The 19,773-nt window shown below is 64.8% G+C and carries 22 protein-coding genes; 11 read left to right on the forward strand and 11 right to left on the reverse strand.

Going from position 1 to position 19,773, the window contains the following annotated elements; genetic code table 11:
• Positions 1-307 precede the first annotated feature (307 nt).
• The 5 genes from AABA86_RS22360 to AABA86_RS22380 form a co-directional block, all read right to left on the reverse strand.
• The gene (locus AABA86_RS22360; RefSeq protein ID WP_338308460.1) at positions 308-1,882 is read right to left on the reverse strand and encodes an alkaline phosphatase D family protein; all 1,575 of its coding nucleotides are present in this window, start codon (positions 1,880-1,882) and stop codon (positions 308-310) included.
• 119 nt (positions 1,883-2,001) lie between these two features.
• Positions 2,002-2,421, reverse strand: coding sequence for a hypothetical protein (locus AABA86_RS22365; protein WP_212247662.1), 420 nt, complete (start codon positions 2,419-2,421; stop codon positions 2,002-2,004).
• Between the two features lie 108 nt (positions 2,422-2,529).
• Complete coding sequence (locus AABA86_RS22370; RefSeq protein ID WP_212247660.1) at positions 2,530-3,531, reverse strand: NAD(P)H-dependent flavin oxidoreductase; 1,002 nt, start codon at positions 3,529-3,531, stop codon at positions 2,530-2,532.
• Between the two features lie 219 nt (positions 3,532-3,750).
• Positions 3,751-3,909, reverse strand: coding sequence for a hypothetical protein (locus AABA86_RS22375; RefSeq protein WP_018321727.1), 159 nt, complete (start codon positions 3,907-3,909; stop codon positions 3,751-3,753).
• 19 nt (positions 3,910-3,928) lie between these two features.
• The gene (locus AABA86_RS22380; protein ID WP_028144036.1) at positions 3,929-4,303 is read right to left on the reverse strand and encodes a PRC-barrel domain-containing protein; all 375 of its coding nucleotides are present in this window, start codon (positions 4,301-4,303) and stop codon (positions 3,929-3,931) included.
• Between the two features lie 138 nt (positions 4,304-4,441).
• Between AABA86_RS22380 and AABA86_RS22385 the strand changes: the two genes are divergently transcribed.
• The 6 genes from AABA86_RS22385 to AABA86_RS22410 all read left to right on the forward strand — a co-directional run bounded on the left by AABA86_RS22385 (position 4,442) and on the right by AABA86_RS22410 (position 8,638).
• A complete protein-coding gene (locus tag AABA86_RS22385) occupies positions 4,442-6,229 on the forward strand; it encodes a thiamine pyrophosphate-requiring protein (protein WP_338308461.1) in 1,788 nt (595 codons plus the stop codon).
• A gap of 8 nt (positions 6,230-6,237) precedes the next feature.
• On the forward strand, positions 6,238-6,465 hold the full coding sequence (locus AABA86_RS22390; protein ID WP_338308462.1) for a hypothetical protein: 228 nt from the start codon (positions 6,238-6,240) through the stop codon (positions 6,463-6,465).
• An 86-nt stretch (positions 6,466-6,551) separates the two neighbouring features.
• Positions 6,552-7,103, forward strand: a complete 552-nt coding sequence (locus AABA86_RS22395; protein WP_338308463.1) for a DUF4142 domain-containing protein — start codon at positions 6,552-6,554, stop codon at positions 7,101-7,103.
• Positions 7,104-7,230: 127 nt separating this feature from the next.
• The gene (locus AABA86_RS22400) at positions 7,231-7,809 is read left to right on the forward strand and encodes a phosphatase PAP2 family protein (protein WP_338308464.1); all 579 of its coding nucleotides are present in this window, start codon (positions 7,231-7,233) and stop codon (positions 7,807-7,809) included.
• Positions 7,806-8,153, forward strand: coding sequence for a DUF3147 family protein (locus AABA86_RS22405; protein WP_338308465.1), 348 nt, complete (start codon positions 7,806-7,808; stop codon positions 8,151-8,153). Before AABA86_RS22400 ends, AABA86_RS22405 begins: the two co-directional genes overlap by 4 nt.
• On the forward strand, positions 8,153-8,638 hold the full coding sequence (locus tag AABA86_RS22410) for a DUF3147 family protein (RefSeq protein WP_338308466.1): 486 nt from the start codon (positions 8,153-8,155) through the stop codon (positions 8,636-8,638). Before AABA86_RS22405 ends, AABA86_RS22410 begins: the two co-directional genes overlap by 1 nt.
• Here AABA86_RS22410 and AABA86_RS22415 read toward each other — a convergent pair.
• Positions 8,609-8,803, reverse strand: a complete 195-nt coding sequence (locus AABA86_RS22415) for a hypothetical protein (protein ID WP_338308467.1) — start codon at positions 8,801-8,803, stop codon at positions 8,609-8,611. The two genes, AABA86_RS22410 and AABA86_RS22415, sit on opposite strands and share 30 nt — an antisense overlap.
• Positions 8,787-8,945: a hypothetical protein gene (locus AABA86_RS22420; protein ID WP_018321736.1), complete on the reverse strand. Its 159-nt coding sequence runs from the start codon at positions 8,943-8,945 to the stop codon at positions 8,787-8,789. Before AABA86_RS22420 ends, AABA86_RS22415 begins: the two co-directional genes overlap by 17 nt.
• Positions 8,946-9,118: 173 nt before the next feature.
• Here AABA86_RS22420 and AABA86_RS22425 point away from each other — a divergent pair, with 173 nt between their 5' ends.
• A complete protein-coding gene (locus AABA86_RS22425) occupies positions 9,119-9,367 on the forward strand; it encodes a hypothetical protein (RefSeq protein ID WP_338308468.1) in 249 nt (82 codons plus the stop codon).
• 152 nt (positions 9,368-9,519) lie between these two features.
• Here the strand turns inward: AABA86_RS22425 and AABA86_RS22430 are convergent, their stop codons facing one another.
• The 3 genes from AABA86_RS22430 to AABA86_RS22440 form a co-directional block, all read right to left on the reverse strand.
• Entirely contained in the window at positions 9,520-9,741 is a 222-nt protein-coding gene (locus AABA86_RS22430) for a hypothetical protein (protein ID WP_212247645.1), read from the reverse strand.
• A 70-nt stretch (positions 9,742-9,811) separates the two neighbouring features.
• A complete protein-coding gene (locus AABA86_RS22435; RefSeq protein ID WP_256379439.1) occupies positions 9,812-9,943 on the reverse strand; it encodes a hypothetical protein in 132 nt (43 codons plus the stop codon).
• 111 nt (positions 9,944-10,054) lie between these two features.
• Positions 10,055-10,249 carry a hypothetical protein gene (locus AABA86_RS22440; protein ID WP_246550159.1) on the reverse strand — a complete coding sequence of 65 codons (195 nt, stop codon included), beginning with the start codon at positions 10,247-10,249 and terminating at the stop codon, positions 10,055-10,057.
• Positions 10,250-10,343: 94 nt separating this feature from the next.
• Between AABA86_RS22440 and AABA86_RS22445 the strand changes: the two genes are divergently transcribed.
• From AABA86_RS22445 to AABA86_RS22455, 3 genes are all read left to right on the forward strand, one after another.
• A complete protein-coding gene (locus AABA86_RS22445; protein WP_212247643.1) occupies positions 10,344-10,856 on the forward strand; it encodes a DUF4142 domain-containing protein in 513 nt (170 codons plus the stop codon).
• A gap of 490 nt (positions 10,857-11,346) precedes the next feature.
• Positions 11,347-17,643, forward strand: a complete 6,297-nt coding sequence (locus AABA86_RS22450; protein ID WP_212247641.1) for a HAMP domain-containing protein — start codon at positions 11,347-11,349, stop codon at positions 17,641-17,643.
• Positions 17,644-17,657: 14 nt separating this feature from the next.
• Positions 17,658-19,145 carry an HWE histidine kinase domain-containing protein gene (locus tag AABA86_RS22455; protein WP_338308469.1) on the forward strand — a complete coding sequence of 496 codons (1,488 nt, stop codon included), beginning with the start codon at positions 17,658-17,660 and terminating at the stop codon, positions 19,143-19,145.
• On the opposite strand, the gene AABA86_RS22460 is transcribed toward AABA86_RS22455, so the two are convergent.
• Positions 19,142-19,363 (reverse strand): hypothetical protein, encoded by a 222-nt coding sequence (locus AABA86_RS22460; RefSeq protein WP_028144049.1) that lies wholly within the window; start codon positions 19,361-19,363, stop codon positions 19,142-19,144. The genes AABA86_RS22455 and AABA86_RS22460 overlap by 4 nt on opposite strands.
• 142 nt (positions 19,364-19,505) lie before the next feature.
• Between AABA86_RS22460 and AABA86_RS22465 the strand changes: the two genes are divergently transcribed.
• The gene (locus AABA86_RS22465) at positions 19,506-19,763 is read left to right on the forward strand and encodes a hypothetical protein (protein WP_338308470.1); all 258 of its coding nucleotides are present in this window, start codon (positions 19,506-19,508) and stop codon (positions 19,761-19,763) included.
• The last annotated feature ends 10 nt before the right edge of the window (positions 19,764-19,773 follow it).

Below are 19,773 nucleotides of genomic sequence, written 5' to 3' on the forward strand. Positions count from 1 at the left end.
CTCCTGACGTCGTTCAACCCGCTGGATGCACGCGGCTTGCCGCGTGAGCAGACTCTTCGGTGATGGAAAAGAGATGGCGGGAGCGGTGAGTTTAGCGAGAGCGGCGGGAGGCGGCCAATCAAGATCGGGTTAGGTGGGATTGGGCTTGACTGTCGCCTCGGGCGAGGTCGACCCCCTCTCCCGCTTGCGGGAGAGGGCTGGGGAGAGGGTGCATCCGCAACGGGACAATCCCCTAGAGGAGAAAGCCCTCACCCGGCGCTTCGCGCCGATCTCTCCCGCAAGCGGGAGAGGTTAAGGGAGCCGCCCCTCACGAATGCTGCGCGACCACGGCCGGCCGCGCCTGCGGCTGGGGCACGATGTCGACTGACCAGAGGTGGCGATTGTCGACGTCTTTCAGCGTTACAGTCATCACGCCGCTGGCACCGTCGATGTCGACGCGGCCGAAGAATTGCAGTCCGAAACACGGCGCCAGATTCTCGCCTTGCGCCGCGGTGCAGCCGTTCTGGTACATCGCGACCGGACCGAAGGTGTTGTCGAGCTCGCCCGGGCCCCAGGTGCCGGCGTGCAGCGGGCCGGAGACGAACTCCCAGAACGGCTCGAAGTCTTGAAACTGCGCCTTGCCGGGATCGTAATAATGCGCGGCGGTGTAATGCATGTCGGCGGTAAGCCAAACGATATTGCGCACGCCGGCGCGCTTGATGGACGCCAGAAGGTCGGCGATCTCGTGCTCGCGCCGTTCGGGCGGCCCATCGCCGAGCGCGACGGCGTCCAGGCTGACCAGGCCGATCGGCAGGTCGGCCGCGATCACCTTCCAGGTCGCGCGCGAGGCGGCGAGCTCCCGCTTCAGCCAGGCGAGCTGCTCGGCACCCAAAATCCAGCCGCGGTGATCGCCGCCCTTGTTCCAGCTGTCGTCGCGATAACTGCGCATGTCGATCATGAAGACGTCGAGCAGCGGGCCGTAAGCGATCTTGCGATAGACCCGGCCCTGCCGCGCGCCGATGTCGCGGATCGGCATGAAGTCGAAGAAGGCGCGGCGGGCGCGTGCAACCAGGCGCGGGGTGCCGTCGTCCTCATAACCGGCCTCGTCATGGCTGCCGGCCGGCGACCAGTCGTTGGTGACCTCGTGGTCGTCCCATTGCGCGAACATCGGCACCTCGGCGTGGAAGGCGCGAAAATTCTCGTCGAGATGGTTGTATCTGTAATTGCCGCGAAACTGCGCCAGCGTGTGCGCGACCTCGGACTTTTCCTCGGTCACGAGGTTGCGCCACATCTCGCCGTTCGGCAGCTTCTGCTCGGAAGGAACCGTGCAGTCGGCGTAGATGTGATCGCCGGAGTGGATGAAGAAATCCGGGTGGTTGTCGAGCATGGTACGATAGCTGCGATAGCCGCCGCGCGAAATGTCGATGCCCCAGCCCTGCCCCGCGACATCGCCGGACCACACGAACGAGATCGAGCGGCCAGCGGCGGGCGCGGTGCGGAAATGGCCGACGCGGCTTTCGCCGGCAATGCCGGCCGCGATGTCGTCGAAGCGCACGCGGTAGAAGATATCCTGGCCGGGCGGCAGATCGTTGAGCAGCAGCTTCGAGGTGAAATCCGTGTCGGGCAGAGCGTCGCGCGAAGCTGACGCAATGATGGTCTTGAAACTCTCGACGGTCGAGCATTCCACCTGCATCCGCGCGGGCCGGTCGGCGCGCGCCCAGATCACGGCGGAGTCGCCAGAGACATCGCCGGATTGAATACCGCCCGCGATCTGGGGCCGGTCGGCGGCGCGGCTGAGGTGTGGCGCGGCGAGCGTGCCGAGCGAGGCGAGGGCGAGGCTGGAGGTCGAGCGGACCAGGAATTGCCGCCGGGTCCATGCGCGCGAAGCGCGGAGCGATACCATTCAGGAAACCTTCGTCGAATCGCGACGGAAGGTGCCTGCGCTCCTTGACTCCTACCCTTACGGTTTCTTGACTCCGCGCCTACAGTTTTGCGACGCGCCGATGACGCGCTCAGACCGGGTTAACGCTGCCAGTTGCAGATGCCGCCGGAGCGGCACGGCCAGGTCTGGATGCGGGTATCCCTCGCCTGCGCATCCAGCGGATTGCCGTGGCGATGCGCGAGTTTGGTCCGGGCTGCGCCGCGCGGCTGGGCGGGCCTGGCGTGCGCAACCTTCGGCTCGGTCGCACGGACGCGTTCGGCCGCAACCTTCTTCGGCGCGTCGACGGGTGCGGCGCGGGCCTGCGCCTCATTGCCGCCGCGCGCTTCCAGCGCAACCGGAGCGAAGTGCGTCTCGGGCCCGAGACGTTTCGGCGACAGCACGGCCTTGGAGAGATCGAGGCCGAGATATTCGTCTGGCTTGTAGTCGTCAGCGCGCGCGAAGCCGCCCCATGCGATCACGAGGGCAACGGCAACTGCTAAAGGAACGCTTTTCAGGACCACGGACGCCTCCTGAAATTGATTTTGAAAGGGGTATTTTATCCTTATTTAGGAGGCGTCGCGGCCAATTCCAGCGGCCATTTGCCGCCGTGGTTAAGAAGTTTGGCGGTCTCAGGCGACCTTTCGCGTCGCCCCTGTCCCCTCCAGGAACCCCATCAGACGGCTGCGGATGATCTGTTCCGCCTCGGCCATGATCCGATCGACGAGTTCCTTGCAGGAGGGGATGTCATGGATCAACCCGGCGACCATGCCGCAGCTCCAGGCGCCGGCGTCCATCTGGCCCTCCAGCATGATCTTGGGATAGACGCCCGCGACCTGGTCGTGGATGTCGTCGATCTTCAGCTTGTCGCCCTTCTCGCGCTCGATCTCGATCAGGCGATCGACATTGGCGTTCCTCAGCACGCGCTCGGTGTTGCGCAGGCTGCGCATGATCAGGCGGGTATCGAGCTCGGTTGCGGCGACCAGCGCATTCTTCACGTTCTGATGCACCGGCGCCTCCTTGGTGGCGATGAAGCGCGTGCCCATGTTCATGCCGGCGGCACCCAGCGACAATGCCGCGACGAGGCTGCGCCCGTCGGCCATGCCGCCGGAGGCGACGAACGGGATCTTCAACTCCTCCGCCGCGCGCGGCAGCAGGATCATGTTGGGAATGTCGTCCTCGCCGGGATGACCGCCGCACTCGAAGCCGTCGACGCTGACGGCGTCGCAGCCGATCCGCTCGGCCTTGAGTGAGTGACGCACCGAGGTGCATTTGTGGATGACCTTGATGCCCGCCGCCTTCAGCGCCGGCATGTATTGTTCGGGACTGCGGCCCGCCGTCTCCACCGCCTTGATGCCACCCTCGACGATGGCCGCAATGTATTCCGGATAAGGCGGCGCGGCGAAGGTCGGCAGGAAGGTGAGGTTCACGCCGAACGGCTTGTCCGTCATGTCGCGGCAGCGCGCGATCTCCTTGGCGAGCAATTCCGGCGTCTTCTGCGTAAGGCCGGTGATGATGCCGAGCCCGCCGGCATTGGAAACGGCAGCAGCCAGTTCGGCAAAGCCGACGAAATGCATGCCGCCCTGGATGATGGGGTGCTCGATGCCGAACAGTTCGGTGATCGCGGTCTTCACTAAAATACCTCCCGGAATCTGCTTAAGTTGGGTTCAGTCTAGCCGGACTTCTGCGCCGCGGTCACCATTTCTCTCCGAAGGGGGATCTCCATTTCATGGGTCCGCGAGGCCCACACCTCGTGAGAGCCCCGCTGCCAGTCGTGAACGCCTTCTCAAAAAGAAGCGCGGCACAGTGTGTGCCGCGCTTGTCTCTGACGTCTCACGGGAAGCGCGCCTGTCTCAGTGCGTCTTCGTCTCGTGCCATTTCTCGAGATCGGGCTTCTCCTCGTCCGATCCCTGCTCCTTCTCCGGATTGCCCTTCCAGGGCTTGTCCGTCTGTCGGTGCGAACCCCAGTCGTTCTGCTGCCGGGGATCGTCGTTGGGCCGTTCCTTGCTCATCGATCTCTCTCCGTGAACATCAAGCGAAGGGAACGCCGTAATAGGAGTTGATACCGCGTACCGCGGCGTCATCACCCCAGTTCCAGTCGCTTCGTTCGCCATATTTTGGCGCCCCTTCCAGTTCCTTGGTGGTGATGCCGGTGACGTACCCGCCAAGCTCCGTGTCGTATTTCAGCGACTGCCAGGGCAACGGGTAGTGATCGTTGCCGAGGCCCAGGAATCCGCCGAAGCCGAGCACGGCATAAGACACCCTGCCGCTGACCTTGTCGATCATCACGCGTTCGATCGAACCGATCCGATTGCGGTCGGCGCCGTAGACCGACGTTCCCTCGACCTTGTCGCTGCCGATCAGCCGTCCCATCTCGCTGCGGCCCAGCTCGCCTTGATTCAGCATCTCGCTCCTCCACTCAGCCAATGTGAATCAACCGGACAGATAAGCGATCGTTCCGGCGCCGATGTTCCGGCAGCGATCGAGGAACATCACGGCGAAGGAGCCGTTTTCCGAGGCTCATGCACAGCCGAGGCCGCTGCGATGTCCCAGACCGTCTCCGACTTCATCGTCCAGCGTCTGCATCAATGGGGCGTGCGCCACATCTTCGGCTATCCCGGCGACGGCATCAACGGCGTGTTCGGCGCGATGAACCGCGCCGAAGGCAAGATCGGCTTCGTGCAGGCGCGGCACGAGGAGATGGCGGCATTCATGGCGACCGCTTACGCAAAATTCTCTGGGGAGCTCGGCGTTTGCATCGCGACCTCGGGCCCGGGCGCCTCGCATCTCATCACCGGGCTCTACGATGCGCTACTCGATCACCAGCCGGTGCTGGCGATTGTCGGTCAGCAGGCCCGCAACGCCCTCGGCGGGCATTATCAGCAGGAGATCGACCTTCTCTCCATGTTCAAGGACGTCGCCGGTGCCTACGTCATGCAGGCCTCCTCGCCTGCGCAGGTGCGACATTTGATCGACCGAGCCGTGCGGATCGCGCTGGCGCGACGGGCCCCGACCGTGATCATCCTGCCCAACGACCTGCAGGAAGAGCCTTACGAGAACCCGCCACGTGCCCACGGCACGCTGCATTCCGGCATCGGCTACAGCGCACCCAGCATCATGCCGCGCGAGGCCGATCTCGATCGCGCCGCGGAAGTGCTGAATGCCGGCAAGAAGGTCGCCGTGCTCGTCGGCGCCGGCGCACTTGGCGCCACCGACGAGGTGATCGCCGTCGCTGACCGGCTCTCGGCCGGCTGCGCCAAGGCGCTGCTCGGAAAGGCAGCGCTGCCCGACGACCTGCCGTGGGTGACCGGCTCGATCGGCCTGCTCGGCACCGAGCCCAGCTACAACATGATGATGGAATGCGACACGCTGCTGATGGTCGGCTCTGCCTTCCCCTATGCCGAGTTCCTGCCGAAGGAAGGCGCGGCACGCGGCGTGCAGATCGACATCGACGCCGGCATGATGTCGATCCGCTTTCCCATGGAGGTCGGCCTCGTGGGTGATGCCGCCGAGACGCTGCGTGCTCTGTTGCCCCGACTGAAACCCAGGAGCGACAGTGCCTGGCGCCAGAGTATCGAAGCTGACGTCGCGACATGGTGGAAGACGCTGGATGGCCGGGCACATCAGCCGGCGGAGCCAATCAATCCGCAACTCGTCGCCTGGGAACTATCCCCGCGCCTGCCCGACCGCGCGATCATCACCAGTGATTCCGGCTCCTGCGCCAATTGGTTCGCCCGTGACCTGAAGATGCGGCGTGGTATGATCGCCTCGCTCTCCGGCGGCCTCGCCTCGATGGGCGCCGCGGTGCCCTATGCGCTTGCCGCGAAATACGCCCATCCGGACCGTCCGGTGATCGCCCTGGTCGGCGACGGCGCAATGCAGATGAACAACATGGCCGAACTGATCACCGCCGTGAAATACTGGCGCTCCTGGCGCGACCCGCGCTTCATCGTCTGCGTCTTCAACAACGAGGACCTCAACCAGGTGACCTGGGAGCAGCGCATCATCAACGGCGACCCCAAGTTCGAGGCCTCGCAACGCATTCCCGACGTTTCCTATTCCCGCTTCGCCGAACTCATCGGCCTGCGCGGCATCTTCGTCGACAGCCCTCAGCTGCTCGGCTCGGCCTGGGAGCAGGCGCTGGGAAGCGAGATGCCCGTCGTGCTGGAGGTCAAGACCGATCCCGAAGTGCCGCCGCTGCCGCCGCATATCACGCTTCAGCAGGCCAAGAACTTCTCGCTCGCCCTCTTGAAGGGCGACCCGAACGAAAGCGGAATGATCAGGGGAGCAGCACGGCAGGTGCTCGAAACGATTCTGCCCGGAAAGCAATGAGGTCAACCATGAGCGATTTTCGCGACATCCAGCACGGCGTCAACGATCCCGTCGACGGCGTCGACGTGAAACGCCACTTCAACGACAACAAGACGCCGCACGAGCGCGCGCAGCGCCATGCCGATGTACGTGCCGACGCCACGGCCGTCCCCAATGAGCCGTTTCTGCCCGAGCGACTGCGACGCAAACCGACCGATCCCATCAATCCGCGCACCGGGCGGAATCCGGCGGATTAGTCGTTAGGAACCCCGGCGCATGCGACGTGTTGGTCGGCGCAACACCGCGCGGCAAGAGGCTGCGCGCCCACTCGGAGGGACCAGACATGAGACGGACCGTCATTGCCCTTGCCTGCGTGCTTCTCGCAGGGCCCGCGCTCGCCCAGTCACTGGGTGAGAAGACCGGCGTCAATTCGGCGCTGGGCGTCGCGCCCGCGACCGCCGACTTCGTCAAGGAGGTCGCCATCAGCGACATGTTCGAGATCGAGTCGGGCAAGCTCGCCCAGCAGAAGGGCAACGCGCAGGAGAAGAGCTTCGCGCAGCAGATGGTGACCGACCACACCAAGACGAGCACCGAGCTCAAGGGTCTCGTCGGTGACGGCAAGGTGCAGGCGACCCTGCCGACGGCGCTCGACAGCTCGCACCAGAGCAAGCTCGACAAGCTCAAGAACGCGAATGGCAAAGACTTCAGCTCGGACTACAATTCCTACCAGGTGAGCGCCCACGAGGATGCCGTGTCGCTGTTCGAGCGCTACGCCAAGGGCGGCGACAATTCCGCGCTGAAGGATTGGGCCGGCAAGACCCTGCCGGCGCTCAAGCACCATCTCGACATGGCCAAGGAACTCGGCAAGGCGCCGAGCGTCGGCCAGGCGAAGTAAACGTTGAACGAGGACGTCGGCGTGGCCGGCGTCCCGCGGGCCTGGTGCCGACGCGGCCGAACTCAGGAACCTTCGTTGATTCCGGGCTTTACAAATTTGTCATGAAGAACATCTCGCCTGCGGACCGATGGTGCTCGTAACAGTCAAACCCACCCGGATCGATACGGCGATCGCAAACGAGATCGCGCACCACACCAACTCCGGCCTCGAGCATGCCGCCCAGACATTGACCTGGGGCGCCGACGAGCATGTGCTCATCGCGCTGGCCGCCGCGGGATGGCTCTACACCCGGCTGCGGCGACCGCAGCAGCGGCCCGTTGCAGATCACATTCTGATGGTCTCGCTGGCGACAGCCGTGCTGCCGCATGTTCTGAAATCCGTGTTCGACCAGACCAGACCGGACCGGCTGACAGTCGTCGGCCATTGGCGCGGCGTGCCCTTCTCGGGGCGATCACGCGACGCATTTCCCTCCGGTCACGCCGTGCATATGGGGGCGCTCGCCTCGGCGGCCGGCCTGTTGCCGCCTGCCCGGCGTCGGGCGGTCCGCTTCGTTGCCGTGGCGCTGTCGTTGACGCGCGTCGTGGTGCTGGCGCATTGGGCCAGCGACGTGGTGGCCGGTTTCACGCTCGGCGTCGTCGTCGAGCGACTGCTCAGGCCGTTCACGCTGACGAAGCGGCGGCCTAAGGCCTCACGGATACGGCCATGACCGAATATCTCCTGCGCTTCATCGCCGGCGGCCTGATCGTCTCTGCCTTCTCGATTCTGGGCGACATGCTGCGACCGAAGAGCTTTGCCGGACTGCTCGGCGCGGCGCCGTCGGTCGCGCTGGCCACCCTCAGCATCGCCGTCGTCCAGCACGGCCCGCAATATGTCGCCGCCGAAAGCTGGACGATGATCTACGGTGCCATCGCACTCGGCTGCTACAGCATCGTCGTCTGCCATCTCCTGATGAGGTTTCATTTCACCGCGCTGCCAGCCACCATCCTCGCTTTTGCCGCATGGCTCGTCGTCGCCTTCGCTCTGCTCGCGGGTTTCGGAGGTGCTGCCTGATGCTGGTCAAGCTGTCTTCATCGGCACTCAAGCAGACGCGGTGGCACGAGTATGGTATCCGCTTTCTGCTCGGCGGACTGGCGACGGTCCTCGCGGGGGCTGTGAGCTCTCATTTCGGCGTCGCCGTCGGTGGGCTCTTCCTCGCCCTGCCTGCCATCTTCTGCGCCAGTGCAACGCTGATCGAAAGCCATGAGCGTCGCGCCAAGGAAAAGGCCGGCCTCAGCGGACGGCGACGCGGGCAGCAGGTCGCAGCGCTCGATGCTGCCGGTGCCGGCTTGGGAAGCATCGGTCTCGCAGCGTTCGCTGCAGTCTTTTACATCGTGGTTTCGACAACCGTGATCGGCGCATTCGTCGCCGCCATCCTGGTATGGGCGGCGGTGTCGGTGTCGGCTTGGTGGCTGCGGCGAAAGCTTCGCATCACCTCGAGGACCGTGCAGACCGAACGCATGGGGCCATCAGCGAGGGGCCGCGGCCTCTTCCCGTAGCATCAGAAAGCCATACATCTCGGCGGCCGTCTGAAGCTGATCGATGCGCGCAAGAACAATCTCGCGCTGGCGGCCGTCGGGCAGGCCCGCCAGTTGATGCTCGAGCCGCAGCTTCTGCGCCCTGAGACGCTGTTCGAATGTATGTGGCTCAGATCGTCTTCGCATCTTCCGTCCTCGGTGGCTGCAGCCCCGGGCTGTTGGCCCAGCGCTCGACTTGTTCGATGACCTTCTGGTGGCTGGGACGCACCGGCTTGGGGGCTTCCGGCTCTTCGGAAAGCTTACGAGGCAACCTGACTTCGTCCGTCATGGCTTCTCTCCCTTTCCAATGAGAATGCGCCATCACGAGAGTCGTTTCAATATAACTAATTGATTTTGTTATATTTTCTTACTCATTTGGTGCCATTTTGGACTCTTATGGAACTCCGGCCAAGTTGGTTCGTTGAGTAACCTACTCAACCTGCTCAATTTGTGTGATCGACCATGAACGACCTTCGCGCCGAGCGCCTCCAGGTCATGCTCACGCCGGAAGAGTTGGCCGCCGTTGACGATTTCCGGTTCAAACATCGCATGCCGACGCGGGCGGCGGCGGTCCGCGAACTGCTCAAGTTCGGATTGGCCGCCGTCGGCGTCGACGCGACTGCGGGTGTGAAGTCGAGCAGCTTCGGCGTGCTCGGCCGCGGGCCCGACGGGCATACGCAGGAAGATCCCGAGAACGGCACCGGGGGTTGACCCACAGCAGCCATTCATAAGCAAACGACCCCGGCACGGGGCGTGCCAGGGCCGTCTTGGAGATTGCTTCCGGCGCACCGGGGGCATGACAACCGGAAGCAACCTGTCGACTCGTCGCGCGAGGATTCGTTCCTCGCGCTGATCCGTTGCGTCTAGCCGCTCGGCGCGTCGCCGGAATCGTCCGGCGTCATGCCGGAGCCCGGCGTCTTGCTGTTGTCGTTGAGCTTGGGATCGCGCGTCGCCTCCCGCGACGGCGAACCTTTCGAACCAGCATTTTGCGGATCCGTCTTGTGCACGGACTGCGCGCGCTGCTTGTCGCGCGGCTGTTCCTCCGCCCGTTCGTCCTTGACGATGCCGTGGTCGGAATGGGCCATGATGTGTTTTCGCCTCTCCTGATGTGTCGAAGCGCTTACGCACTGCGGCGTCGAATGTTCCGGCGAGGCGCTAGCTGTGCGCCGCGTGGACCGCCGCCGATGCATTCCCCAGATGAACCTGGCGCACCGTCGTCACCGTCGCGAACGCGACCGAGACACCAAAGGCGAGAATGAGTGAAAGAAGAGCCAGACGTGGAGCCATCACAAAACCTCCTTCTGGAAGCGAAAACCAACGCGATCGACTGTTCCCTGATCATCCTGGATTGGTCGCTTGCATTCCGTGAGCGGTCTCACACGCGGAAAAGGAGAGCCCTCACGCATCCTGCTTTTGAGGGAAACGGACCACGAGAGGCGGAATTTCCCCGTCGAGCCAATCCTGCTCGTGAGCGAGCGCGGTCCAGGCGTCCGCCATGCGCGAAAAGCGCTTGTGGGCGGGTTGTCCCTCGGCGCGCTCGGCGAGCTGAAGACAGTTGTCGGCGTTATCCCTGAAGATGTCAGACTGTTTCATATTGAAGACGTGGGGACGGAACTCTCGGGTCGCAACCCGCTTGCCGGATCGTAATGTTCAGGGAACTCCGCACGCCCTTGGATGTTTGATATCGATGCGAGTTCTTGTCGCGATCATCCTGGCATTCATCAGCACCGCAGCGCTTGCCGACAGCACCGGTGAACGAAAACTTGGCGACCGCCCGCCGAGCGCAACCGACGTCATCAGCGGCCTCTATGATTTCAGCCGCTTTCAGCAGGGCCTCCTGGAGAGCACCGATCTGAAGGGCAACGCCGAGGTCAAGAACCTCGCCGCCTTGCGTGCCGAGGAAGCGGCCAAGCGCGACAAGGCGCTGAAGCAGATCCAGGAGGCGATCGGCGCGGAGCCGCGCATCGGCAAGACGACGTCGGTCAGCGCGGGCCTGGTCGAGCCCGAGACGTCCGACGGACCGACTTACGTCCGAAGCTTCTATGCCTCGCAGATTCCCGAATATGAATCGGCCATCGACCTGCTCGAGCGCTATCTGAAGGCGCCCGATAATGCGGCGCTCGCAACGTTCGCGCGCGAGCAGCTCCCGATGCTGCGCGCGCAGGTCAAGGACGCCGGACGCACCATGGCGGACAAGTAGCCGCCCTCATTTGTCGTTCGGATGATGTTGCTGGCTCTGCGGTCGCACGGTGCGGTCGCTCTCCGGCATCCTGTCCCGGCCCGCATCGCCATTGTCATCCTTGCCGCCCGAAGATGAGGTGCCACTGCCGCTCGGATTCGACCGGGTGGCCGCCCCTGTGGTCGGTGTATCCGCCTTCGGGCTGGCGGAGCTCGCGGCGGGATCGCCGGTCACCGCCCCGCGGCCTGCCGCTGGGCGCTCCACCCTGCGCCAAGGCCGACCCATCCGAAGGACGGCGGGGACGAACGAGCGGCCGGGCCCCGGGTGCCATTTCTTCCCAACCCACATGGAACCAATTCGGCGATTCGCGGTTATTGGCGTTGGGCTGAGCAAAGCAGGTTCCATTTGCTGGCGCCGCAACGTTGGCGCTTGATTTCGAATTTGGCTGACGCTCTATGTTGACCAATCGCGTCGGGCCTTGGATTCGGCCGACACCTGCGGGGGAATCAGTATGAGCGACCTCGATCCCGGATCTGCATCACGGTCCGGTCGTCGCGTCCCAAAGCCAAAGCCCAACGGTGTATCGGATCCGGATTCCCGGGCCGAATTGCTGCTCGCCCTGCAGGCCATGCGCAGCGGCGATTTCTCCGTCCGCATGAGCGGCGACTATCTCGGCATCGACGGCAAGATCGCCGACACTTTTAATGAAATCATCGCCGCCAACCAGCGCATGGCGCAGCAGCTCGAGCTGGTCGGCCAGGTGGTCGGCCGCGAAGGCAAAACGCGCCAGCGCGTGAAGTTCGGCCTCGCCAGCGGCTCCTGGGCCGACATGGAAGGCTCCGTCAACACGCTGATCGACGACCTGCTGTGGCCGACCCGCGAGGTGACGCGTGCGGTCGCGGCGGTGGCGCAAGGCGACCTGCTCCAGACCGTCAAGCTCGACGTCGACGGCCGTCCGCTCCGGGGCGAATTCCTGCAGTCGGCGACCATCGTCAACACCATGATCAAGCAGCTCGGCGTGTTCACCTCCGAGGTGACGCGCGTGGCGCGCGAGGTCGGCACCGAGGGCAAGCTCGGCGGCCAGGCCCAGGTGCCGGAAGTGACCGGCGTCTGGAAGGACCTCACCGAGAGCGTCAACTCGATGGCGAACAACCTGACCAACCAGGTTCGCAACATCGCCGAGGTGACGATCGCGGTCGCCAACGGCGACCTCTCCAAGAAGATCACGGTCGACGTCCGCGGCGAGATCCTTCAGCTCAAGGAAGCCATCAACACGATGGTGGACCAGCTCCGCTCCTTCGCCTCCGAAGTGACGCGCGTGGCGCGCGAGGTCGGCACCGACGGCAAGCTCGGCGGCCAGGCGATCGTGCCCGGCGTCGCCGGCACCTGGAAGGACCTGACGGACTCCGTCAACGCGATGTGCGGCAACCTGACCGCACAGGTCCGCAACATCGCCAACGTCACCACCGCCGTGGCGCGCGGCGACCTGTCGCGCAAGATCACGGTGGACGTGCGCGGCGAGATCCTGGAGCTGAAGGACACCATCAACACCATGGTGGACCAGCTCAACTCGTTCGCCTCGGAAGTGACGCGCGTGGCGCGCGAGGTCGGCACCGAGGGCAAGCTCGGCGGCCAGGCCCAGGTGCCCGGCGTCGCCGGCACCTGGAAGGACCTCACCGACAACGTCAACTTCATGGCCTCGAACCTGACGGCGCAGGTCCGCAACATCGCCGACGTCGCCACCGCCATCGCGAGCGGCGACCTCTCGAAGAAGATCACGGTGAACGTCTCGGGCGAAATCCTTCAGCTGAAGGAGACGCTCAACACCATGGTCGACCAGCTCAACGCGTTTGCCGGCGAAGTGACGCGCGTGGCGCGCGAAGTCGGTACCGAGGGCCGGCTCGGCGGCCAGGCCAACGTGCTCGGCGTCGCCGGCACCTGGAAGGACCTCACCGAGAGCGTCAACTCGATGGCGTCGAACCTGACCGCCCAGGTCCGCAACATCGCCGAGGTGACCACTGCCGTTGCCGGCGGCGACCTGTCGAAGAAGATCACGGTGGACGTGCGCGGCGAGATCCTGGAGCTGAAGGACACCATCAACACCATGGTGGACCAGCTCAACGCCTTCGCCGGCGAAGTCACGCGCGTCGCCCGCGAGGTCGGCACCGAAGGCAAGCTCGGCGGCCAGGCCGTCGTGCGCGGCGTCGGCGGCACCTGGAAGGATCTCACCGACAGCGTCAACTCGATGGCCTCGAACCTCACCGGCCAGGTCCGCAACATCGCCGAGGTCGCGACCGCGGTCGCCAAGGGCGATTTGTCGAAGAAGATCACGGTGAACGTGTCGGGCGAAATCCTTCAGCTGAAGGAAACGCTCAACACCATGGTCGACCAGCTCAACGCCTTCGCCGGCGAAGTCACGCGCGTCGCGCGCGAGGTCGGCACCGACGGCAAGCTCGGCGGCCAGGCCGGCGTGCCCGGCGTCGCCGGGACCTGGAAGGACTTGACCGACAGCGTGAACTCGATGGCGGGCAACCTCACCGCCCAGGTCCGCAACATCGCCGAGGTCGCGACCGCGATCGCGGGCGGCGACCTGTCGCGCAAGATCACCGTGGACGTGCGCGGCGAGATCCTGCAGCTCAAGGACACGCTGAACACGATGGTCGACCAGCTCAACCGCTTCGCCGGCGAGGTGACGCGTGTGGCGCGCGAGGTCGGCACCGAAGGCCGCCTCGGCGGTCAGGCCAACGTGCCGGGCGTCGCCGGCACCTGGAAGGATCTCACCGACAGCGTGAACTCGATGGCGGGCAACCTCACCGCTCAGGTCCGCAACATCGCCGAAGTGACCACCGCCGTCGCGCGCGGCGACTTGTCGCGCAAGATCACCGTCGACGTGAAGGGCGAAATCCTCGAGCTCAAGAACACCATCAACACCATGGTGGACCAGCTCAACGGCTTTGCGGGCGAAGTGACGCGCGTCGCGCGCGAGGTCGGCACCGAAGGCAAGCTCGGCGGCCAGGCCGAGGTGCCGGGCGTTGCCGGCACCTGGAAGGACCTCACCGACAACGTCAACTTCATGGCCTCGAACCTGACGGCCCAGGTCCGCAACATCGCCGAGGTCGCGACCGCGATCGCCGGCGGCGACCTCTCGAAGAAGATCACGGTGGACGTGCGCGGCGAGATCCTGCTGCTCAAGGACACCTTGAACACCATGGTCGAGCAGCTGCGCTCCTTCGCCGCCGAAGTGACGCGCGTCGCGCGCGAGGTCGGCACCGAAGGCCGGCTCGGCGGTCAGGCCGTCGTCCCCGGCGTCGGCGGCACCTGGAAGGATCTGACCGACAACGTCAACCTCTTGGCCGCGAACCTCACCACTCAGGTCCGCAACATCGCCGAAGTGACCACGGCGGTCGCGCGCGGCGACTTGTCGCGCAAGATCACCGTCGACGTGAAGGGCGAAATCCTCGAGCTCAAGAACACCATCAACACCATGGTGGACCAGCTCAACGCCTTCGCCGGCGAAGTGACGCGCGTGGCGCGCGAGGTCGGCACCGAGGGCAAGCTCGGCGGCCAGGCGCAAGTGCCCGGTGTCGCCGGTACCTGGAAGGATCTCACCGATACCGTCAACTTCATGGCGGCAAACCTGACCGAGCAGGTGCGCGGCATCGTCAAGGTGGTGACCGCGGTCGCCAATGGCGACCTCAAGCAGAACCTCACCGTGAAATCGAAGGGCGAGGTCGCTGCGCTCGCCGACACCATCAACAACATGACCGAGACGCTCGCGACTTTCGCCGACCAGGTGACGTCGGTGGCCCGCGAGGTCGGCGTCGAAGGCCGGCTCGGCGGTCAGGCCAACGTTCCGGGCGCGGCCGGCACCTGGAAGGACCTCACCGGCAACGTGAACCTCCTGGCGGCCAACCTCACCTCGCAGGTGCGCGCGATCGCCGAAGTCGCGACCGCCGTGACCAAGGGCGACCTGACACGGTCGATCCAGGTCGATGCCCGCGGCGAAGTCGCCGAGCTGAAAGACAACATCAACACGATGATCACGAATCTCCGTCTCACGACGGACGTGAACACCGAGCAGGACTGGCTGAAGACCAACCTCGCCAAATTCACCAACATGCTCCAGGGCCAGCGCGACCTCACCACCGTCGGCCGGCTGCTGCTCACCGAATTGTCGCCGCTGGTGAACGCCCATACCGGCGTGATCTATCAGATCGAGAGCGAGGACAATCCGCAGCTCCTGCTGCTCGCCTCCTACGCCAGCGACGGCATCTATCCGTATCAGCGCGTGCTGCAGTTCGGCGACGGCCTGATCGGCCAGTGCGCGCTCGACAAGCGGCCGCGCGTGGTCGCGGACATTCCGTCCGACGTGGTGCCGATCAACTCGGCGCTGTTCCGCGTCGCGCCGAAGAACCTCGTCGTGCTGCCGGTGCTGTTCGAGGGCCAGGTCAAGGCCGTGATCGAGCTCGCCTCGCTCGTCTCCTTCACGACCTCGCAGATGACGTTCCTGGAGCAGCTCACCGACTCCATCGGCATCGTGCTCAATTCGATCGAAGCGACGATGCAGACCGAAGGCCTGCTCAAGCAGTCGCAGCAGCTTGCCGGCGAGCTCCAGACCCAGCAGCGCGAATTGCAGCAGACCAACGACCAGCTCGAGCAGAAGGCGCAGCAGCTCGCCGAGCGCAACGTCGAGGTCGAGCGCAAGAACCAGGAGATCGAGCAGGCCCGCCGCGCGCTGGAGGAAAAGGCGACCGAGCTCGCGCTGACCTCGAAGTACAAGTCCGAATTCCTCGCCAATATGAGCCACGAGCTGCGCACGCCGCTGAACTCGATCCTGATCCTGGGGCAGCAGCTCACCGACAATCCGGACGGCAACCTCTCGGCCAAGCAGGTCGAGTTCGCCCGCACCATCCACGGCGCCGGCACCGACCTGCTCAATCTCATCAGTGACATCCTGGATCTGTCCAAGATCGAATCCGGCACGGTGACGGTGGACGCCGAGGAAATCCTGACTGCGAACCTGCTGGAGACTGTCGGACGGCCGTTCCGGCACGAGGCGGACAACCGCAATCTGTCGTTCAAGATCGACGTCGATCCGAACCTCCCACGCAGCATCGTCACCGACTCCAAGCGCCTGCAACAGGTCCTGAAGAACCTGCTCTCCAACGCCTTCAAGTTCACCGCCGAAGGCGAGGTGCGCCTGAATGTCACCGCCGCGGTCGGCGGCTGGGGAACGGATCATCCGGTGCTGAACTCCGCGCCAGCGGTGATCGCGCTCGAAGTGTCCGACACCGGCATCGGCATTCCCGTGGAAAAGCAGAAGCTGATCTTCGAGGCGTTCCAGCAGGCCGATGCCGGCACCAGCCGGAAATATGGCGGCACCGGCCTTGGGCTTGCGATCAGCCGCGAACTGGCAAGCCTGCTCGGCGGCGAAATTCATCTGCGCAGCTCGCCGGGCAAGGGCTCCTCGTTCACGCTCTATCTGCCGCTCAAATATTCCGGCCCGACGCTCGCACCGCGGGCCGCACCTGCGTCGCAGCAACACAATCAGCCGCCGGCGCTGCAGCCCGCCGCGCCGGAACAGCAGCGCGTCATCGAGCAGCTTCCCGACGACCGCCTCAACCTCGAACCTGGCGACAGCATCCTCCTGATCGTCGAGGACGACCCGCATTACGCGCGTGTGCTGGTCGATCTCGCGCGCGACAAGGGCTTCAAGGTTCTGGTCGCCGCCCGCGGTGCGGAGGCACTGGAGCTTGCCAAGCAGTACCAGCCGAGAGCGGTCTCGCTCGACGTGTTCCTGCCCGATATGCTCGGCTGGACCGTGCTGAGCCAGCTCAAGCACAATCCGCTGACCCGCCACATCCCCGTGCAGATCATCACGCTCGACGAGGACCGCCAGCATGCGCTGGCGCGTGGCGCGTTCTCGTTCGTCAACAAGCCGACGACGACCGAGGGTGTCTCGGCCGCGCTGACGCAGATCAAGGAATATGCACGGCCGCGGCGCAAGCGGCTCCTGATCGTCGAGGACAACGAGGCCGAGCAGCTCTCGATCCGCGAGCTGCTGCACCACGACGACATCGAGATCGTGACCACCGACACCGGCGCCGGTGCGCTCTCGACGCTGCGCGAGGCGCCCTGCGACTGCGTGGTGCTCGACCTCAGGCTGCCCGACATGAGCGGCTTCGAGGTGCTGGACCAGATCCGCAACGACGAAGCGCTGTCGAACATTCCGGTCGTCGTCTTCACCGGCCGCGAGCTTTCGGCGGAGGAGGATGCGGAACTCCACACCATGGCGCGCAGCATCGTGGTCAAGGGCGTGGAATCGCCGGAGCGCCTGCTCGACGAGACCGCATTGTTCCTGCACCGCGTGATCACGGAACTTCCGGTCGAGAAGCAGCGCATGCTGGAGAAGCTGAACAGTTCCGACGAGGACCTGATCGGCAAGACCGCACTGCTTGTCGACGACGACGCCCGCAACATCTTCGCGCTGTCGAGCGTGCTGGAACGGCGCGGCATGAAGGTGCTGACGGCCACGACCGGCCGAGAAGCCGTCACCCTGGTCGAATCCAATCCGGAGATCGCCATCGTTCTGATGGACATCATGATGCCGCAGATGGATGGCTACCAGACCATCGGCGTCATCCGCGAAAACCAGGCCTTCGCCCGCCTTCCGATCATCGCGCTGACCGCCAAGGCGATGAAGGGTGACCGGGAAAAATGCCTGGAGGCCGGCGCGTCCGACTATCTCGCCAAACCCGTCAACACCGATCAATTGCTGCTTGCGATCCGCATGTGGCTGCACCGATGAGTTTGGATCCGCGAATGGACCACGAAAAGGTCAACATCCTCCTCGTCGACGACCAGCCGGCCAAGCTGCTCGCCTATGAGGTGATCCTGAAGGAACTCGGCGAGAACCTCGTGGTCGCTTCGTCTGGACGCGAGGCGCTGGAGGTGCTGCTCAAGAACGAGATCGCGGTGATCCTGGTCGACGTCTGCATGCCCGAGCTCGACGGCTTCGAGCTCGCTGCGATGATCCGCGAGCATCCGCGCTTCCAGAAGACCGCGATGATCTTCATCTCCGCCATCCAAGTCAGCGACATCGACCGGTTGCGCGGCTACGAGATGGGCGCGGTCGACTATGTGCCGGTACCGGTCGTGCCGGAGGTGCTGCGCGCCAAGATCAAGGTGTTTGCCGAGCTCTACCGCAAGACCCGCGAGCTGGAACGGCTGAACCAGGAGCTCGAGGATCGGGTCCGCGCACGCACGGCGGAACTGGAGAACTCCACCGCGAAGCTGCGCGAAAGCGAGCAGCGGCGCAGCATGGCCATCGCCGCCGGCAAGATGGGCTCCTGGGATTGGGACTGGATCAGCGGCGACTGGATGTGGGACGAGGGGCAATATCGCATCTTTGGCGTCGGCCCGGAGAGCTTCGAGGTCAATCCGGCCAACGTTCAGGCGCTGTTGCATCCCGACGACGTGGATCAGTTGCGCAAGGCGATCGCCGAATTCAACAAGGGCACGCGGGCTTATGAGACCGAGTTCCGCATTGTGCGGCCCGACAGCGAGGTGCGCTGGTGCGTCGGCACGGCGGCCGCGACCGTCGACGATAGCGGTCGCGTCGTGCGCGTGAGCGGTGTCACCGTGGACATCACCGAACGCAAGCGAGCCGAGGAACGGCAGAACCTGCTGGCGCGGGAAGTCGATCATCGTGCCAAGAATGCGCTGGCACTGGCCCAGTCGATCGTGCGCCTCACCCGTGCCGACGAGGTCAAGGCCTATGTCAGCGCCGTCGAGGGACGCATCAATGCGCTGGCGCGCGTGCACACCATCCTGTCGCTGTCGAGCTGGCAGGGCGCCGAGCTCTCCAGGCTGATCGACGAGGAGCTTGCGCCCTATTCGCTCGGCGGCCAGATCGTATTGGCGGGTCCGAAGGTCCAGTTGCTGCCGGCGACGGCTCAGACGCTGGCGCTCGCGTTGCACGAGCTCTTCACCAACTCGGCCAAGTATGGCGCACTCTCGACCAGGTCGGGACGGCTCACGATCGGCTGGCAGGTCGAGGACCAGCTGCTGACGCTGAGCTGGGAAGAATCCGGCGGTCCACTCGTCATGACCCCGAAATCTCGCGGCTTCGGCACGCGGAGCCTGCTTGCGAGCGTCGAGTCCCAGCTCGGTGGACAGGCGCAATTCGATTGGCGAGCCGAAGGACTGTTGTGTCGCCTCGAGGTGCCGCTGACACGCAAGACGGCGACGACCACACCCGGAAAATTCGACGCCCCCGGCTCCGCCGAATTACAACGCGCCTCAGGCTAGCCCGACGCCGCCATCCTCGTTTGCCGCGGCGGCCGCGCTTCCTCGGCGAGGCGTCCTTCGAGCCAGGCTTCCGTTTGAGCGAGATCGCGTAGCGCCCTCGCGTACCGGCGGGCTGCACTTCGCTCCGCGCCGCGCGGCAGTTTGCGGGCCTTGCGCAGCATGTCCGCAGCCGCGTTGCGATAGGCCAGCGAGCGGTAAAGAAAGACAACCTTACCCATATCGAATGTTCCCGTTTTTCTGACGCTCATCCTCGCAGCCCCGCCATGAACGTCGGATGAAGCCTGTGATGACAATTCCTTCATTCGTTTGGAACCGGTGAATATAGCCCGCGTTTGCATGCCAGTTCGGGATGCAGTTCCCATGCGTGCAAAAAAGTCTTCGGACGTGATCTCTCCCGCCGGCCTCATCAAGCTGATGACGCATGCGATGATGGGCGCAGCCCTCGGCCTCGCCTTCAGCCTCACGCTGATCCTGTCCAATCCCGCCGTCGCCAGCCTGCTCGATCACGGCGGAAGCCAGGCCGCGATCGTCTTCGCCCTCACATTGGTGACGACGTTCGCGATCGGCGCGACACTCACCGGGGCCGTGTTCATCATCGTTGAGGACAAGAAATCTTGAAGCCTGCGTG

Source organism: Bradyrhizobium sp. TM233 (genome assembly GCF_036247965.1).
GTDB classification, from domain to species: domain Bacteria; phylum Pseudomonadota; class Alphaproteobacteria; order Rhizobiales; family Xanthobacteraceae; genus Bradyrhizobium; species Bradyrhizobium ottawaense.